Raw genomic sequence first — 19,337 nt, forward strand, 5'->3', positions numbered from 1 at the left:
ACTATTTTTAAATGGTATGGTAATAAAGTGAGTCATATTAATCTATTTTTTTCATATCACTGGAAAAAATAGAGGTTCATGCAATTATTATATTAATATAGGAGGAGAATTATGGATAGAAAAAAGGTGAAAAGGTCAGTAATGGCTACAGTTCTTGCGACAACATTATTAACTTCTAATAATGTTGGTTACGCAAACAATTCTTTGCAAAATTTAGTGGACCAGGCAAGAAAGGATATGAAGGATGCATCATATGCTTATGTTGTTCCATCTCAAAATGGAAAAATTGCTCCTAGTAGTTCTTTATACCCTTTACTGAATACAGCTAAAGCAAATTATCAAAAAGCTAAATCGGCAATAATGAAGTCAAATGAAAAAAACAAAGATACTTTATTAAAAGATTTAGATGATTTATATAATGAAAGAATAACAAAAGGAATTATTCCTTATATAGACGCTTATAATTATGCGGACAAATACTTAAATCCGATAATGGATGACATGAAAAAGGCAGAGGAAGCAAAAGACTGGGCCAAAGTAGAAACTTTATATCATAAGTTATCTGTTCAGTTGAAAACTCGTACTGCAATTCTTTATCGTTTTTCAGGTAAAGAAGCAAGGGATTTATTGTTAAATCAATATAAGGAACCTGCCAACTTAAAACGTGATCAGTTAATTGTTCCTGTAACTATTTATATGAAAGTAAAAGAGGCGGAAATTTTATTAGCGGCAGGGAAAAAAGAAGAAGCTATTAAAGTATTAGAGTCGATCAAATCTTTAATTTCTCAATTGCCTTCTACTAGTTCGTTACCAATGATTAAAGAGTTACTTGAAAAAGCAAATGATGTAGCAAAAACAGCGGGAATTGATCTAACAACACCAACTACACCTCCTTCTACAGGTGGAGGAAACAGTGGAGGTAATAATGGTGGTGGTAACACTGGTTCCAAAAACTTCAACCTGTCGATCATGCATGTAAATGATATACATGCTAATACGGACAAAGCACCAAGGCTTGTTACAGCAGTAAAAGAAGTACGCACAGTTAAACCGGATGCATTGTTATTAAATGCAGGGGATGTTTTCTCTGGTACTTTATATTTTAATGAGTTTCTAGGACAAGCCGACTTAAAATTTATGAATCTAATGAAAGTCGATGCCATGACATTTGGTAACCATGAGTTCGATCTTGGTTCATCTAAAGAAGGTCACCAAGCATTAGTTGATTTTATTAAAGCTGCAAAATTCCCATTTGTATCAGCTAACGTAGATTTTTCAGAGGACGACAAATTTACAGGCTTATTTAATACAAAGATTCCTAAAACTCCTGAAAAACCTAAGAATGGGAATATTTACACAGGAATTGTAAAAGAAATAAATGGAGAAAGAGTAGGTATCTTTGGACTAACAACTGCTGAAACGGCAGACATCTCAAGCCCTGGAAAAATTACATTCTCTAACTATATAGAAGATGCAAAGAGAATGGTTGCTGAATTTGAAGCAATGGGCATTAACAAAATTGTAGCACTTACACATATTGGTTTTGATGATAATGCCGCTGTAGACAATGATCAAGAACTAGCTGCAAAAGTTCCTGGGATTGATGTAATTGTTGGTGGGCATAGCCATACTCAATTAGACGTACCTGTAGTTGTAGACAAAGATGACAAGGGGAATGCAAAAAATAAAACAATTATTGTACAAGCGTATCAGTATTCAGATTATCTTGGTACTTTAGATGTTGAATTTGATAAAAATGGTGTCGTAGTAGGACATTCTGGAAAGTTAATTAAGACTGCAGATAAAGCAGAAGACGCTGAGGCAGTTGATCTCTTGAAACCCTACGCAGACAAAATTAAAGAATTGAAAGACCTACCTACAGGTGCAACTGCTGTAAAAGCTCTAGAAAACCCTAGATCAAATGCTAATAGTACTGAAAGTGTACGAAGCAATGAAACAGCACTTGGAAATCTCATTACGGATGGCATGTTAAATAAAGCGAAAGAATATAACAAAGATGTTATCATGGCTTTCCAAAATGGTGGTGGTATAAGAGCTGGGATTGACCAGGGGCCAATTACTGTAGGCGAAGTAATTACAGTGCTTCCATTTGGAAATACATTAGCGACAATGCAGCTTACTGGAGCAGAATTAAAAGCAACATTTGAAACGAGTTTTAAAGAATCCCCTAAAGAAAACGGCGGATTCCTTCATGTATCAGGTGGGAAAATACAATATGATTCTTCTAAACCAGTTGGAAAGCGAGTAGTATCTATTGCATATAAAAATGCAGATGGTACATTCACAGAGATTCAAGACGCACAAACGTATACGATTGCCACGAATGCATTTACAGCTAAAGGTGGAGACGGCTTCGACGTTTTGAAAAAAGCATACGAAGCAGGAAGAGTAACAGATTTAGGTCTCTCCGACTGGGAAAACTTACGTGATCATGTTGCAAGTTTAATAACTGTTGATCCAAAAGTAGAAGGACGTATTGTCGATGTAGCGGGTAGCACTGGGTCCAAAAACTTCAACCTGTCGATCATGCATGTAAATGATATACATGCTAATACGGACAAAGCACCGAAGCTTGTTACAGCAGTAAAAGAAGTAAGAACAGTTAAACCGGATGCATTGTTATTAAATGCAGGGGATGTTTTCTCTGGTACTTTATATTTTAATGAATTCTTAGGCCAAGCAGATTTAGCGTTTATGAATTTAATGAAAGTTGATGCTATGACATTTGGTAACCATGAGTTTGACCTTGGTTCATCTCCTGAAGGGCATCAAGCGTTAGTTGATTTCATTAAAGCTGCAAAATTCCCGTTTGTATCCGCAAACGTAGATTTTTCAAAAGATGACAAATTTACAGGGTTATTTAATACGAAAATCCCTTCTACCCTAAAAAATGGTAATATTTACACAGGAATTGTGAAAGAAATAAACGGAGAAAAAGTCGGTATTTTTGGACTAACAACTGCTGAAACGGCAGACATCTCAAGCCCAGGAAAAATTACATTCTCTAACTATATAGAAGATGCAAAGAGAATGGTTGCTGAATTTGAAGCAATGGGTATTAACAAAATTGTTGCACTTACACATATTGGTTTTGATGATAATGCCGCTGTAGACAATGACCTAGAACTAGCTGCAAAAGTCCCTGGGATTGATGTAATTGTTGGTGGACATAGCCATACTCAATTAGACGTACCTGTAGTTATAGACAAAGATGACAAGGGGAAAGCGAAAGAAAAAACAATTATTGTACAAGCGTATCAGTATTCAGATTATCTTGGTACTTTAGATGTTGAATTTGATAAAAATGGTGTCGTAGTAGGACATGCAGGAAAGTTAATTAAGACGGCAGATAAAGCAGAGGACGAAGAGGCAGTTGCTCTCTTGAAACCTTATAAGGATCGAATTGCAGCTGTTAATGATGAAGAAATTGGAGTAACTCTTGAAAATGCACTTTTAAGCCCAAGAGTAACTGATGTAGGTTATGTTCCAGGCACAAGTGTAAGAGCTAGTGAAACTATTCTAGGAAACCTAATTACGGATGGGATGCTTGCTAAGGCGAAAGCATATGTAAAAGATAAAAAAGTAATTATGGCTTTCCAAAATGGTGGAGGAATTAGAGCTGGTATTAATGCCGGTCCAATTACGGTGGGTGAAGTAATTACAGTGCTTCCATTTGGTAACACACTAGCAACAATGGATCTAACTGGTGCTGAAATAAAAGCTACATTTGAAATTAGTTTTAAAGATTATCCGAAAGAAAGTGGCGGTTTCTTACATGTATCAGGTGCGAAAGTGGAATTTGATTCTTCTAAACCAACAGGAGAACGAGTAGTTTCAATTGCATATAAAAATGCAGATAATACGTATACTGAAATCCTAGATGCTGAAACTTACACAGTAGCAACAAACGCATTCACTGCTAAAGGTGGAGACGGCTATGAAGTTCTTAAAAAAGCTTATGAAAAAGGTCGTGCAACTGACCTTGGACTATCAGATTGGGAAAATTTAAGAGAACATTTAGTATCTGTAAAAAATTCTATTCCTACTAAAATTGAAGGACGCATTGTAGATGTATCTAAAGTTGAAGAAGAACTTCCGGGTGGAAACATTCCTTCAGTTGATTTCTCTGGTACACCTCAAGCGCCAAAAGTATACAATGGCGACGTTACAGTTTCTGTTACAGATATAAGCCTACTTGAAAATGCGGTTATTAAAGGAAACTTAACTCTAATAGGTACACTTTCAAATAATTTTTCTCTTAGTAATATTACTGTAAAAGGAAACTTGAATCTTTCTGGGCTAAATGGAGTAATTTTTGACCTTAACGGAATCACTGTTGAGGGAGAACTGATTTTATAACACAATTTGCAAAAACCTTCTATTAGTAGATAGAAGGTTTTGCAAAACCATTTTCATATTCACTTTAAAAGAATCCCTATCCCAAAGGAGAAGTGTATAGATGAGAAAAAGGAATTGGAAGAGGCATTTAAATGCCTTCTTATCCGTAAGCTTAATAGCAGGTCTAGTTTTGCCTTCGATGCCATCTAAGGTAGCAGCTGTAACAAAAGCAACGGACTTAATTATTTCTGAATATGTCGAAGGTAGTAGTAACAATAAGGCGCTTGAACTCTATAATGGCACAGATGCTGTAGTGGATTTAAGTAAATATACTATCGAACTATACCCAAATGGCGGAACAACAGCGAATAGCAAGTTAAATTTATCGGGTCAACTGAATGCTGGGAAGACATATGTTATTTATCATGGTAGCTCGAACGCAGAACTAAAAAGTAAAGGTGATCTAAGTAACTCAAGTGTTATGGCTTTCAACGGTGATGATGCAATCGTTTTAAAGAAATCAGGTGAAGTCATCGATTCCTTTGGACAAGTAGGAGCTCAAATCAAGTGGGGGGAAAACGTTACACTTGTTAGAAAAGCATCGATAACTTCTGGAGATACAAATCCAAACAATCCTTATGATGAAACTGCTGAATGGATTAAATATGGCATAGATACGTTTGACTATTTAGGATTCCATATAATGGATAGCGATGATCCAATCCCAGGAGACACTCAAGTCGGACCTGTTACAGTTTCCATCCCATCTTCAAAAGTTCCAGCGGGCACGGAGATTATTTTATCAACAAACACAGATGGAGCGTCCATTTACTACACGACAGATGGATCTAATCCAACAAGCTCAAGTACTAAATATGTGTCTCCGATTGTTATTGACAAAGACATGACAATTAAGGCAATTGCTATAAAACAAGGACTAGAAAACAGTGCTGTTGCAGAATTCACTTATACTGTAATAAGTGAATCAGGAATATTATCACTTGCAGAAGCACGCTCTACTGCTATAGGAGAAACAGTTACGATTAAAGCAATAGTAGCAGCAAACTTGAAAAATACTGTTTCTGTTCAAGACGCAACAGGCGGGATTGCAGTACGACCTGCAACTCTATCTGCAACAATTGGAGATGAAGTTACACTTACTGGTAAATTAGCAGATTTCCGTGGACTTCTTCAATTAGATGGTGCAACAATTGTTGAAAAGAAGGCAAATGTGGGAGCGCCAACTCCTAAAGTTGTAACAGGAGCACAGGTAAATGAAAGCAATGAATCAGTACTTGTCCAAGCAAAGCAGATTACTTTAACTTCAGTAAATGCAGGAAATTATACTGCTACAGATGGAACTATAAGTTTCATTGTACGTGATGAAAACAACTCATTAGGTTTGAGTGTAGGTAAAAAGTATGAATCAATTACTGGTATCGTTCAACAGTTCGATGCTGATTATCAAATTATTCCACGTTTTGCACAAGATATCGTTTTAGATAGTTCCATTCTACAACCAGTTGAGGCGAATCCTGGAAGTGGAACATTCGTTGGTGGCACAACCGTAACTTTGTCCACCACAACAGCAAATGCAGAAATTTATTACACATTAGATGGTTCAATACCTACAAAACAAAGCACAAAATATTCTTCACCAATTGAGATTAAAAAAAATACAACACTTAAAGCAGTAGCAATTACTGCAAATGGTTCTTCAAGTGAAGTGAAGACATTCGAATATGTAGTTACAGACAGTCTTCAAATTCACGATATTCAAGGAGCAGGACATAACTCAAGCTTTGACAATAAAACAGTTGAAGGAATTCAAGGTGTTGTTACCTACACATTTGTATTGAATGGCGCTACTTATTATCATATTCAAACACCAGATGAGTTAGCGGATAACAATCCAAATACTTCGGAAGCAATTCTACTTTATAGCGGAACAAAAGCTTGGCCGATTAAAGTTGGTGATTTGGTATCTGTCACAGGTAAAGTAAGTGAATTTGCATATGACGGATATGATGATCGTCAACAAACAGACTTGAAAACAACGCAAATCAATGTCCGAAATGATCAAGGTGGAAAAGTGGAAGTCATTAAAAGTGGCGTGGCTTTACCTGCTCCAATCATCATTGATGAAAGTAAAATGACTTTTGAGAAAATTGATAGTGACAATCTATCCGTTTTCAACCCGACAGTGGATGCAATTGATTTTTGGGAAAGTCTTGAAGGAATGCGTGTGCAGGTTGGTAATGTGAAAGCCGTCTCTCCACAAGAGCATGGTGACCTTATCACATTGCTTGAAAGTGCACCAACGAATTCTCTTCATGGTGGTGTTTTGTATGAAGAGGGGAACCAAAATCCTAATCGTATCCAGTTCCGTTTAGAGCCAAATGGACCAGGTCGTGATTTCGAAGTAGCAACTGGAGATAAATTTAAAGGACCGATTACTGGTGTGGTAGGATATTCATTCCAAAACTTTAAAATCTATGTTTCTTTAAATGAAATGAAAGCTGCCCATACAAAAGGAACTGCAACACCAGAAAAAACGACGATTGTTAAATCGGAAGATAAGTTAACGATTGCTTCTTATAACTTAGAAAACTTCTCTAATAACAAAACATCTACTTCAGATGACAAGGCTCGTAAATTAGCAAGAGCAATTGCTACTGATATGCAAAGTCCTGATATTGTTGGTGTTACAGAAGTGCAAGATAATAACGGTGAAACTGCTGGAGATTCAAAGGCAGATCAAAGCTATGCAAGATTGATTGCAGCTATTAAAGCTGCTGGCGGAGTCGAATATAGCTATGTGAATATTGACCCTGTGAACAATCAAGATGGTGGTGCACCGAATGCGAACATTCGTGTAGGATTCTTATACAATCCGCAACGAGTAAAACTAACAGAGGGTATTCCAGCTGGGAATGCTACTACTGCTGTCGGTTACGAGAACGGTAAGCTGACACTTAATCCAGGTCGTATCGATCCAACAAATAGTGCGTTTAACAGTAGTCGTAAACCTTTAGCTGCACAATTCGATTTCAAAGGTGAAAACGTCATCGTTATTGCGAATCACTGGAATTCAAAATCAGGTGATACCCCATTATTTGGATCAGTTCAACCACCTGTATACAAAAGTGAAGCGCAACGTCATGAAATAGCAAAAGTCGTAAATAACTTTGTAAAGGATATTAAAACGAAAAATCCTGAAGCAAATGTTGTATCTTTAGGTGATTTTAATGATTATCAGTTCTCACAATCTCTAAAAATTCATGAGGGTAATCTGATGAAAAATATGATCAACTTAGTGGAAACTCCTGATCGTTACACTTATTTGTATCAAGGAAACTCACAAGTGCTAGATCATATTTTAGTTACGAAGAATTTAGAAAGCAAAACAAAAATCGATATTCTTCATATCAATGCAGACTTTACGGATATGGCTGGTCGTGCAAGTGACCATGATCCAGTTTTAGTACAAATTGATATCAAAGCTAAAGATGTGGTAATACCAATCGAAGCTGAAAAAATGTATAACATCAAAAAACTTAGTACAAAGAAATTAACAATCGGTAAACCTAGCGTATCCATTACACTTGATGACCAGTCAGTAATTACAGATGGCGTTCTATTCACTGGAGCTTATGCAGAATTTCACGGACTAGGATTTGCGAAGCATTCTGTAACGATAAAACCAGTAAATACTGGGGCAATCATTGATTTCAAAGGAACAGTAATGAAAAAAGTCATCATTGACGGTCCAAACGTAAAAGAAATAAGAGGCGCTGAAAATATTCAAGAAATTGAATTTATAAATGGTGCAGATAGCAAAAATATTAAAATTACAAATACAAAAGGGGAACCCATTGTGGTTCCTTCTTTGCCTGGTGAAAATCAAGCACCTGTAATCAAGAAAAGTATCCCAAACCAAACAGTTAAAGTTGGAGATTCCATTTCCATCTTATTAACTGACTATTTCGCTGACCCTGAAAACAAAGTGCTAACTTTTACTTCAACATTAGGAACGGTTGAAGATTCCACATTAAAACTAACGCTTGCAGAAGGTAGCTATGTGGTAGGTGTAACAGCCTCAGATGGTGAAAAAACTGTCACGACAAGCTTCAGTGTTCTTGTAAATCCAGCGAGTTCACCTACGGATGCTTATTATAAAAATGCATTTGGTAAAGAAGGCCAAGCATTAAAAGATGCGCTTCATGAAATAATTGATGGACATTCTCAACTTTCATATGATGAAGCATGGGTAGCGTTACGTGAAACGGATGAAGATCCTAAGAATCCAAACAATGTTATTTTGTTTTACTCTGGTGTTTCTCGTTCTAAATTGAGTAATGGTGGAAACGTAGGACAGTGGAACCGTGAACACACTTGGGCGAAATCACACGGAAACTTCGGTACATCTAAAGGTCCAGGAACTGATATCCACCACCTTCGTCCTACCGATGTACAAGTAAATAGCGCAAGAGGGAATTTAGACTTTGATAACGGGGGAAGCCCTGTTAGTGGATGTAACGGATGTTTTAAATCAGCAAATTCATTTGAACCACCTGATCGTGTAAAAGGCGATGTCGCAAGAATTTTATTTTATATGGCAACACGTTATGAAAAAGGTGACAAAGTAGATTTAGAACTAAATGATAAAGTTAATAACGGCACTGCACCTTTCCATGGTAAGCTTTCTACGCTTTTAAAGTGGCATGAGCAAGATCCAGTCGATGAATTCGAACGAAATCGTAATAATGTCATTCAAAAATGGCAAGGAAACCGTAATCCATTTATTGATCACCCAGAGTGGGTAAACTCCATATGGAAAAAGGCAAGTACAGCTGACAAAGCCTCGTAATTACTTAACTTAGGAACAGTTTAATCTGACACAACTACTATTAATGTACTACAGTAAATGTTGGAGTCTTGAAACAATATAAAAGAAATTAGAGGAATAGAAAATAATCAAGAAATTGAATTTACTAATGGTGAAGTAATTACTAATTGGAAAGGGGAGTCCATCGAGGCTCCTTCTTTTTTAGAAGTATACCAACTTGGTATGATCTGAAATATTGAATAGTTAATAGCTTGTTTTTTATGTATTGCGCAATCCCCCCACTTTATTTCCATTGCAAACACGATGGTGTTAATGAAGGGCTACGTCCCAGAATGAGGGTTCTTAACCTTACTATGCTCAGCTTTTCATTACACCGCTTTCCTAAAGGTCCAAACAACACAAGAAATAGCAACTTCCGATTCACCAGCTTTTCCCACAAGAATATTGTGCACCTGCCCTAAATTAATACCGGGTGAGTTGGGATTGGTCTCGCTTTTAGATGAACTGGTCTTAGTTTGGGGGTAATTGGTCTCAGATACACCACAATTATTTTCGAAGTGCAATTTAGTGTAAAGAATATAATAGTTGAAAAAAATGTTTTGCAATTAGTATTGGTCGAGGGAAAAGAGTACATGGTAATTGACTAGGTCTATCGATTAAAATTAAAGATTTAAATAATAAAAAAATCAAATAAAATAAGAAGAGAAGCATCCGAAATTCAGATGCTTCTCTTCTTGAGCGATAAAACGAAGGAAGTAGAAGGCTGCACACTAATGAATGTACAAACAAGTTTACGGCGTTACACATCTATAAGTAACCTTCTATACTGTACATCATAACACAAAATTCTAAAAATGCACGCATTTAATTTTTAGAAACATAAAAAAAATTTTCTACATATTAAAAAGAAAAATGACAAGTAAAATCTATTAAAATAAAAATAGTAAGAATTATTCATAAAAAAAGCTAGCGCAATTGGTTAAATTCCTGTAATATGGAATATGTAATGGTGTCCTTGGTGCTTTCATAACATCATCCTCAAATTAAACTGGTAATCTTTTAAGGATATTGGTTGATTTTAGCATATGAGTTTTGTATACTCATATATTAGTTAGGGTGACGATATTGGACGCTATCAAGCGACCGGTGTTACACACTAAAAAAAATTGCAACACACAAGCGAAGGGAGATCACAAGTTTATGAAGAAAAAAGCTATCAAAATTGCAGCTTCAACTGCAGTAGCAGCTTCAGCATTCGTTGCAGCAGCACCAGCTCACCAAGCTGACGCAGCAACAAATGTAAACCAATTAGTAACAGACGCACAAAACGCAGGTACAGTATTAAAATGGGCTATCTCAGTAGAAGGTACTGCTGATTTCGTAACACGTCCATACAATCAATACAATGCTGCTAAAAAAGCAGTAGCAGCAGTAGAAGCGGCAGCTAAAGGGCTTTCTACATCTGAAAAGTTAAGCGTTGACGCTAAACTTGTAGATGCAAAATTACAAGTTAAACGTGCAGAAGCTTACATCGATGCAATCACTTCAAGTGAAAAAATTAAAGACTTAACATCTAAATTAAACGCAGCAATCGCTTCTGGCGATATCGAAAAAGTTGAGCCTGCTTACCACACAGCATCTGCTGAGTACCGTAAACAAGCAAAACTTTTAGACCGCGTATATGGTCAATCAACTCGTGACGAAATTCGTAACGCAGTTAAACCTGCTATCGAAAAAGCAGTTGCTTCAGTTAAAAACGAAGTAACAGTTAACATGCTTGTAAAAGCAGCAGATGCAGATGCTAAAGCAGGAAAAATTGTTGAAGCAAATGCAAAACTTGCAGAAGCACAAGCAATCCTTGATGCTAACAAACTACAATGGCAAGCAGCTCTACAAAAATCAGTAACTGACGCTTTAGCTGCAGTTCCACCACTTCCAGGAAATATCACTGTTGAAACAGCAGCATTCCACGGAGAAGCTGGTCAAACTTATGCAGTTGTTGCTACAGTTAAAACTACTTCTGGTGCGTTATATACTGGACCGGTTAAAGTTTCTTTCACAGATGCTGCTAAAGAAAGCAAAGGTGAATATAGCTTCGTAAGTGCAAATGGAAAACCTGTAACTGGTGACAAAGCTGAGTTTGAAGTAGTTAATGGTCAAATGGTCTTAACAGTAACTTCAACTGCAAAAGTAACTGACGGTTCTAAAGCAATTGCAGGCGGGAAAGTTAAAATCCAAACATACCCTAACGGATATGACAAAGCTGCAGTTGATTCTACAACTACAGGTACATTGAACTTCTATGATAAAGTAACTGGTTCTGATGACTTCTCAACTAGTAATGAAGTAAAATATGTAGATGCAGCTAATAACTATTTCGTAACTACAGATCTTAAAAAATATGTATTATCAGCAGCAGGAAATGTATATCAAGATACTAACAATTCTATTTTGACTTTAGATGCTTTTAAAGCAAAATTAGCTAAAGGTGATTTAGTTACTGGAACTTATAATTCAACAGGTGGATCTTCTGTTAAAATCTTGGTTCATAAAGTAGCTGCAGCAGAATTTGCTCTAGATCAAGAAAATGCTGATGACACAGACTTTTATCGTGTAGAAGGAACTTCAGTTAAACTATCAGGTACTGGAGAAGCTGGTAAATTAGTTGCTATTTACAAAGGAACTGATAATGTAGCTCCATATACACAAGTTCAAGTTGGATCTAATGGTTTATGGAGTACTACTGTTTCAGTAACAGCAGAAACTGTTTTCACAGCTCGTCACGTTACTGCAGTAAATGAAGCACCAAAATCATATGATGCAATTAAAGATGAGGACGGTTTAGAGACACTTACAGTTGTTCCTGGTAAATTTACTGCTAAATATCCAGCTGTAAAAGTTGATGCTGGTGAATCTTTAACTGGTGGTCCTGCACTTGTATTCACAGCAGACCTTGCTGCAGATAAAGGCAATGTAGAAATCGCTAAAAATGCATCAATTACTTTAGTAGATGGTAGTTTATTAAGTGCTACTTATACTAATGGTGTAGGTGGTACAACATTTACTGCAACTGCAACTGGTTTCGATATTAATTTTGGTACACCTTCTAAACTTTCTGTAGTAGGTAAAAACCTAACTGGTTCACTAAGTGTAACTGAAGTAACTGGTGTTACAAACGCTTACGGATTTAAATTAAACTTTTCAAAAGCTACAGGTCTTTAATCCTGAGTTCTAGAATTTAATGCAGTTCTAACAATCTAGTTTGAGAAAACTAGGTTGTTAGAATGAAGAAAGTCTCTCAATCGAGAAATCGATTGAGGGACTTTTCTTTTTATAAACAAAATTGGTGTGCTTAGGTTCCTATACAATTCAACAAATCAAGCTTTTAATAATTAACTTTAACCACATGAAATTTTACTTGAACTTTTTTGATTGATAACACCATACTTCTCGCAAACCAATCACTATGGCAAATATGATTTGATATACTTACGAATATAGTACTGTAATTGTTATGATGGTATAATAGAGGTTCAGTATTCGTTTTGAAAGGATGTTCCAATGTTTAAGTCAAATAAATCTGCCCAACCAAAGTTATCCAATAAATTGAAAACTACGTTAGAATTTAGTGACTTGTGGAATCTTAATGAACAAGAACGCTACGTTTTTCAAGCTGCTCATAATAAATTAAAAGGTTTAATTCCAAATCAACTTAGTATTCACGGAGTAAAGCTACATAAAACAAATGACGGATTCATCATGACAGCAATCATTCGCCAATCTTTGCAAAAGAATTTAGCTTTAGCTGATATTCGTTTAATAGTTCGCGATATATCCGGAAAAGAAATTGCAAAGAAAGATTTTAATATGGAACATTTTGGTGAATTAGCTCCACTAAGAGCTCGTCCATGGATGTTTGAATTTGAAAACGAATTTTTACTTGTTGCCCATGATGAAATAACTGACAAAATGGAATTTGAAGTAGTTTTTGAATACCGACAAGAATCTATGTCAGATTTTTCCTTACAATTTGATGACAAGTGGTCACAAGAATTAACTAAGGATCAAAAAGAATCATTAGAGAAAACACTCGCTTCTTTAAATCCAATAGCACTTAATGATGTCTCAATTTCTACTATTAGTTTACTAGAACAAGAAAATGGTGTTACCATTGAAGTATTTATACGGAATTCTTTCGATAAGGGAGTCATACTTAATAGTCTGCCTGTACAATTGTTTGATGCAGACAAAGATCTAGTTGCTCAACAAGAATTTCAATTAGAAGAATTTAACATTAAAGCAAAGCACGCGCGACCAATGAGTTTGTTTATTCCAAAGGAAAAATTTAAAAAAGTAAATCCAGACTGGTCAAACTGGAAAATTGAAATAATCTCAAGCAAATAGGACAAAGATTGTCCATATAATTAACTCTCAATCGAACTTTACTTTCGATTGAGTTTTTTTATATACAATACTTGATGAGCTAATTGATCCATAAATTGCTATTTATCCGTCCCAATCTGAAACTTTTTTTAAAATAAAACGTACATATAGAGTAAAGGAATAATTTAGTAAAAAGGATTATTTATAAGATGTGTAGAATAACTAATTAGAAGATAGAAAGTGTATTTACATATCTTTTAATAGTGGAATTTTGCATATGCATAAAAGAAAAGTTTTAGATTTAATACAAAGGGGAGCAAAATGATGAAGAAGAATAAAATTAAAATTGCGGTTGCCTCAGCAGTTGCAGCCTCGGCATTTGTGGCGGCTGCACCAAGTAAACAAGTAGATGCAGCACCAATTAATATTGATAAATTGTTAACGGATGCACAAAATGCAAGTAATGTTTTGAAATGGGCTATTTCTATAGAAGGTTCTGCAGATGGGGTTACTCAACCGTGGGATCAATATAATGCTGCGAAAAATACTTTAGCAAAGGCTGAATCAGCACTTAATCAATTGAGTTACTCTGATAAATTGAAATTTGAGTCTCGCTTAACCGAACCAAAAATTCAAATGCAACGTGCACAAGGGTATCTTGATGCCATTACTGCAAGTATAAAAATAAATGAAAAAAAGAATAAACTTTCAGCAGCAGTTAATGCAAGTAATATAGATAATGTTGAAACGGCGTACCACGAAATGACGGCAGAATTTCGTAAACAAACGATATTATTAGATCGTGTTTATGGTCAATCAACTCGTGATGCAATTCGAAATGCTGTAAAAGGACCAGCAGAAGACCTCATTAAGTATTTAAAAAACGATGTGACGGTGCATATGCTTTCAAGAGATGCAGCAGCAGATATTAAGGCAGGTAGAAATTTAGATGCAACTAGAAAAGTGGATGAAGCTCAAGCAATTCTCAATGCAAACGTATTGATCTGGGGAAGTTCTTTGCAAAAAAGAGTGGACGATGTATTGAAAACTTTACCACTTCAAATATCAACGATTACAAGAATAGATAACACAACTGTTTCCGTAAAATTGAACAGAGCGCTAACATCAATTCAAGCTTCTGAGTTTACATTGGATAATGGTTTAGCTGTTACATATGCGACTCTAAGTAAAGATGGCTTAACTGTTACTTTAACAACCACTGCCCAAACACCTAGTATGAAATACACATTAAAGTATAAAGGAAGCTCAGCAAGCTTTACCGTTCCAGGTAGCATTGTTCCTATTCAAATAGGAAACATGACTACTCAACATAGAGATACATCAGAAGTGCTTGCTTTATCTGCTACTTTCGCTGGTTCTTATGGTTATAATACTGTACGAATCGACGTTCCAACGGGAGTTAAGATATTAACGATTAATGGTATTGAAAACATTATTTCAGGTGCTAAAAGTGTAAATGCTTTGCCAGATAAATATGGTACAGTCACTATTACATTTACTGCAAATAATGTAAGTACTGCTGCTCTGGATAAGACAATCTCATTTAATAAAATGGAGAATAATAGAGTAGTAGATACACAAACATCTGGATTAATAAACTTTTATGCACCAGCTAAAGCAGGAACTATATCTAACAAGAAAGTACTATACGTGGATTTGTATAATAACTATTTTGTCACTGTAGATGGACTGAAGTATTTATTAAAAGGTACTCTCGATTCTTATCGTAACGAAGGAATTGCTGTAACGTATGATACATTCAAATATGCGTTAAATAAAGAAGATACAATCAATGGAACGTATCAACCGACAACTAGCTCGTCTTTTAACATAGCTGAAAATTATTATTTCGTTAGCTTAGCACTTGACTACAAGTTTGCACGAAAAACTGGTACTGCTGGCTATCGAATGATCGGAAATAGTATCGAACTATCTGGATATGGACAGCCAAATGACGAACTCTTCTTTTTCAAAAACTCAGGTACTTACCTAGGGAAAGTAAAAATGAGCGCTATTACAGGTGAATGGAAGTTTAAGACAAACGTAGATCCAAATGAAATAACTGATTTCTACATTATGCAACAGCAAGCAGGAAAAGCTGTTCCTATATTTAGCACGTGGAACGCAACCACACTAAGAGTAGTTGAAGGTCCTATGAATCTTTTGGCTGTAAGTGAAGGAACAGGTGAAAATGAAGACATATCAAATAAAGAAGTAACATTCACTGTTGCTCCGATAAAACGATCAAATGGAACTGAAGTTGCTCAAGATCAAGTTGTATTGTCTAAAACAGCTTTTATCACTCTACAAGATGCAGATGGAACAAAAGTTCAATTTACAAACAATGCAAACGGCACAGTTTTCTCAAATGTTGCAAATGGTTTTAAAGTGAAATTTGGACCAACAGTAGATGATAAAATTGCTGGCACCATCATTGAAAAAGGCGAAGATGGGATATTAACAGGACCGTTAAATGTTATTGCAATCGAAGGGGTAACAAATGCGTATGATATGAACTTGAAATTAACTAATGGATTTCAAATAAAAGGATATTAATTCATTCTTTTTTAGATAATAATAAGTGAATAATTTTCTCAAATTAAAAAGTAGCCGGGATTAAAAATCTCGGCTACTTTTTATTTATTAAAATGGCAGGCTACTCATCAACTTATTTTTTTTCTTCCTTAAAACTCTCATCGTTTTTCTTCTCATTTTGCCATCAATTAATGGGTAAAGCATTAATGGAATTCCAGGTATTAATGAAACTACTGAAAGTGCTAACCAATAACTTTTCTGCGCAAGAAAAAATACAATGGATGGTGGCAACAACGGATAAAACATTCCCACATGAACAATTGAGTTATACTTTCCTGTTTCTTCAGCATGTACTGTGTATGTGGAATTGATAAGTTGTCCTTTTTGAAGGAACACATTTGTATGACTTAACTCAATTTGCTTATCGTTGGTAGTAATTACTCCGATAGACGGAAAGGAGCCCTTATTACTCAGTTCAGATAAAGGTTGTGAAACTGTATCACCGATCTGTATTATGCCGACTTTACTTCCCATAAGCACGCCTTGGTTATGTTCAGATACTTCATAAATAATATTAATTTTTTCTCCAGCAGCAAGCATAGTACTACCCAAAATAATGGAAATGGTTAATCCACCAATTATATATATTAATTGCAACTCTAAGCCTTGGATTTTTTTTCGCTGTTTTTTTTCAGACTTGAATTCCCCAATTGCAATTAAAATACCAATAACTAATGCTATAACAGGTAATATAAATTGATTAGTTTGAAACTCTTCTACCCATAAAGATAAATAACCTATTTTAGGAATGACGATTGGAGTTTCCCCGATTGTAACGGCCTTTCCAGCAATCCATTTTCTTTCTATAGGTACATTACCTTTTGACTCTTGATCGGTATATTTATTTGCATCCCCTTTTGTGATGTAACCTTGCTCAGCGTTTCCAGAAATTATTCTGTGTGCAATCCAGCCTTTATCGGCAAGGTCTCCCTTAGTCGTTTTAAAAAAAACAATATCTCCCTGATGGACAGTTTCATCTTCTTTTAGGTTTTTTATGATGACCATATCTCCCCGCTCCCAAACAGGGTACATACTATTAGAAACAATGACAGTTAGGAGTACAGGTTTATTTGAAATAGCCGATCCAACTGAAGCGATTAAGGAACATAAAATAAGAACGACCACTAATATGTTTATAAGCTTTGATATTAACTTCATAGAATTCCTCCTTAGCATCTATATTATTGAAAATCTCTTTCAATAAAACCCCTCTACAGTAGGATAGATATGGTACTAAAGTATACCTCCTAAGAAACATAAGTAGAATATTGGGAGTAAAAAGGATAATAGGAGAGTAGACAAATGATATCTAAAAAGCACTCTATGGAGTGAGGTTAACAATTTGTAGTCATCCTATACTTAAATTAGTTACAAACGGCGTGAAGCCGAAATAATTTTAGGAGGAGATAAATTAATGAAAAAAGGTTTACTTTTAGTAGTATTTCTACTAGCAATGTCAAGTGTAATGGCGGCGATGTCTTATAACAAGGCAACAGTAACGAGTGCTTCGGAGTTGAAAGTTGTTAATACAGATGAAGCATTATTAACTCTCGAGGCTGATACACCATGGAGCTGGGAAAATAAAATTGGTTCAAAAGATAAGACTGTAGTGGTAAAGGATGGAGAGTTATTATTCCAATTCGGTAAAGGTGTAGATCGAGATGGTTCTACTGCAAAATTTTACGGACTTCAACCTAACAGTGTATATGAATGGAATTCTTTGTTTACTCTAAGAAACAAATCCGCAGAAACTGTCAAAGTAACTATTAAAGCAACAGGTGATTATGCACAATATATTACTTTTGGAGTAGCGAGTAATCCTAGAGCTAATACAGCACCTGCTTGGGGAACAAAAGGAGATTCTTTAACATTTGAAAAGGTTACGAAAGAATCTGGTTCTGGCATGCAAAACATTAGAACAATTGCAGTAAAAATCGATGTTCCAGCTGGACACAAAGTTTCACCTACTGCATTATTAGGTTCTATCATTGTTGAATCTGAAGCAATAGCAGACTAATAGGAAGAAAAAAATAAAGGAAGAATTAATGGGAGACGTCCATTAGTTCTTCTTTTTTCATTTGAATAAATAAAATGTCCATAATTTTAAAGAAATGCAATTAACACCTGTATGATATTTTCAATAAACAGCTTCTTAATACAATCTAATTCAAACAATGAATGAGAGTATCCGCATTAATTTGTTTTAATCGAATTAAATATACAGACAGAGGAGATTGAATTATATATATGCAGTCCTTTTTATTAAATTGGAGTTCTGTGAATCACCATAAGACATGACATCTTCTTTTTAGACAAAAATAGAACATAAAAAACCGCATAGTTTGACGTTATATTTGGAGTAATTTGGTTATACTGAACTATGAAAAATAATATATAACGGAAACTGTGAAGTACATCCTGCATTTGGGCACCTGGGATGTATGGAGTTAATGGTGCAACCGGCCTGATTGTAATTGGACATTTATATCCAATTTAATTGGGCTTTTATTATGTAGATAGGAGGAAAATCTTTGAAATCTATTTTATTATTATCAGCATTTTTAATATCTTTCTCATTACTTTTTATACAAAGTGATAGCTATTCTACAGCAGAAATAAGGAGTGATGCGACAATACGTGTGGTGCCAGAGGGAGAAGCCCTAATTGCTGTTAACTATGATGAGGAAAACAGAAAGATAAAGCTCACGAATAATATGGAAAAAACGATAGAAATAGAAAGTATGAACCCAGCTAGTTACGTTGAACTGTATCAGGCATCAATTAGGCCAGGTGAAACGATAGAATATGGTGTTATTGGGAAATCAGAGGAATTATATGGGCAGAATATAAGTTTCAAAGTTCGTTGGAGTGAGGGGAGTGCAGATATCTTAACGATTCTACCAATGTTTGCAGAAGAGCCTTTAGAAGAATTACCGATTGAAGCAGAAGAAGGCGAAGTTGATGAGGAGGAACTAGTAGAAGTAGAAGTAGAACCAGATGAAACCACGACCCCTGTTGAAAATGAAGGTGAAGAGGTAGAAGAAATAGAAAAAATCGAAGAGCCAATAACAACACAACCAGATATAAAAAAATAAGAACAAATGACTGAACAATGAATGGATTAACAGGT

8 protein-coding genes and 1 riboswitch are annotated in these 19,337 nt (G+C 35.4%); of the genes, 7 read left to right on the forward strand and 1 reads right to left on the reverse strand.

From position 1 onward, the window contains the following. The first annotated feature begins 111 nt into the window (after nucleotides 1–111). The 5 genes from ACFVR1_RS06870 (at nucleotide 112) to ACFVR1_RS06890 (ending at nucleotide 16,168) form a co-directional block, all read left to right on the forward strand. A complete protein-coding gene (locus ACFVR1_RS06870; RefSeq protein WP_387582113.1) occupies nucleotides 112–4,380 on the forward strand; it encodes a 5'-nucleotidase C-terminal domain-containing protein in 4,269 nt (1,422 codons plus the stop codon). Between the two features lie 100 nt (nucleotides 4,381–4,480). Then, nucleotides 4,481–9,229: an endonuclease gene (locus tag ACFVR1_RS06875; protein WP_387582116.1), complete on the forward strand. Its 4,749-nt coding sequence runs from the start codon at nucleotides 4,481–4,483 to the stop codon at nucleotides 9,227–9,229. A 1,179-nt stretch (nucleotides 9,230–10,408) separates the two neighbouring features. Next, entirely contained in the window at nucleotides 10,409–12,430 is a 2,022-nt protein-coding gene (locus ACFVR1_RS06880) for a hypothetical protein (protein WP_387582119.1), read from the forward strand. Between the two features lie 339 nt (nucleotides 12,431–12,769). Next, nucleotides 12,770–13,612, forward strand: a complete 843-nt coding sequence (locus ACFVR1_RS06885; protein ID WP_387582121.1) for an SLAP domain-containing protein — start codon at nucleotides 12,770–12,772, stop codon at nucleotides 13,610–13,612. A gap of 303 nt (nucleotides 13,613–13,915) precedes the next feature. Next, nucleotides 13,916–16,168, forward strand: a complete 2,253-nt coding sequence (locus tag ACFVR1_RS06890; RefSeq protein ID WP_387582124.1) for a hypothetical protein — start codon at nucleotides 13,916–13,918, stop codon at nucleotides 16,166–16,168. Between the two features lie 87 nt (nucleotides 16,169–16,255). On the opposite strand, the gene ACFVR1_RS06895 is transcribed toward ACFVR1_RS06890, so the two are convergent. Continuing rightward, nucleotides 16,256–17,365 carry a signal peptidase I gene (locus ACFVR1_RS06895; protein WP_387582127.1) on the reverse strand — a complete coding sequence of 370 codons (1,110 nt, stop codon included), beginning with the start codon at nucleotides 17,363–17,365 and terminating at the stop codon, nucleotides 16,256–16,258. A 256-nt stretch (nucleotides 17,366–17,621) separates the two neighbouring features. On the opposite strand from ACFVR1_RS06895, the gene ACFVR1_RS06900 reads away from it, so the two are divergent. Both ACFVR1_RS06900 and ACFVR1_RS06905 read left to right on the forward strand, forming a co-directional pair. Next, nucleotides 17,622–18,224 carry a hypothetical protein gene (locus tag ACFVR1_RS06900; protein WP_387582130.1) on the forward strand — a complete coding sequence of 201 codons (603 nt, stop codon included), beginning with the start codon at nucleotides 17,622–17,624 and terminating at the stop codon, nucleotides 18,222–18,224. Nucleotides 18,225–18,597: 373 nt separating this feature from the next. Continuing rightward, nucleotides 18,598–18,681, forward strand: a riboswitch (cyclic di-GMP riboswitch). Between the two features lie 57 nt (nucleotides 18,682–18,738). Further along, the gene (locus ACFVR1_RS06905) at nucleotides 18,739–19,302 is read left to right on the forward strand and encodes a hypothetical protein (protein ID WP_387582133.1); all 564 of its coding nucleotides are present in this window, start codon (nucleotides 18,739–18,741) and stop codon (nucleotides 19,300–19,302) included. Nucleotides 19,303–19,337: the final 35 nt, after the last annotated feature.

The organism is Psychrobacillus sp. NPDC058041 (genome assembly GCF_042885655.1).
GTDB lineage: Bacteria > Bacillota > Bacilli > Bacillales_A > Planococcaceae > Psychrobacillus.

Excerpts from the sequence above, each read along its gene's own strand:
- ACFVR1_RS06870 (WP_387582113.1), top strand. The coding sequence starts at position 112 with ATGGATAGAAAAAAGGTGAAAAGGTCAGTAATGGCTACAGTTCTTGCG.
- ACFVR1_RS06875 (WP_387582116.1), top strand. The coding sequence starts at position 4,481 with ATGAGAAAAAGGAATTGGAAGAGGCATTTAAATGCCTTCTTATCCGTA.
- ACFVR1_RS06895 (WP_387582127.1), bottom strand. The coding sequence starts at position 17,365 with ATGAAGTTAATATCAAAGCTTATAAACATATTAGTGGTCGTTCTTATT.
- ACFVR1_RS06900 (WP_387582130.1), top strand. The coding sequence starts at position 17,622 with ATGAAAAAAGGTTTACTTTTAGTAGTATTTCTACTAGCAATGTCAAGT.
- ACFVR1_RS06880 (WP_387582119.1), top strand. The coding sequence starts at position 10,409 with ATGAAGAAAAAAGCTATCAAAATTGCAGCTTCAACTGCAGTAGCAGCT.
- ACFVR1_RS06885 (WP_387582121.1), top strand. The coding sequence starts at position 12,770 with ATGTTTAAGTCAAATAAATCTGCCCAACCAAAGTTATCCAATAAATTG.
- ACFVR1_RS06890 (WP_387582124.1), top strand. The coding sequence starts at position 13,916 with ATGAAGAAGAATAAAATTAAAATTGCGGTTGCCTCAGCAGTTGCAGCC.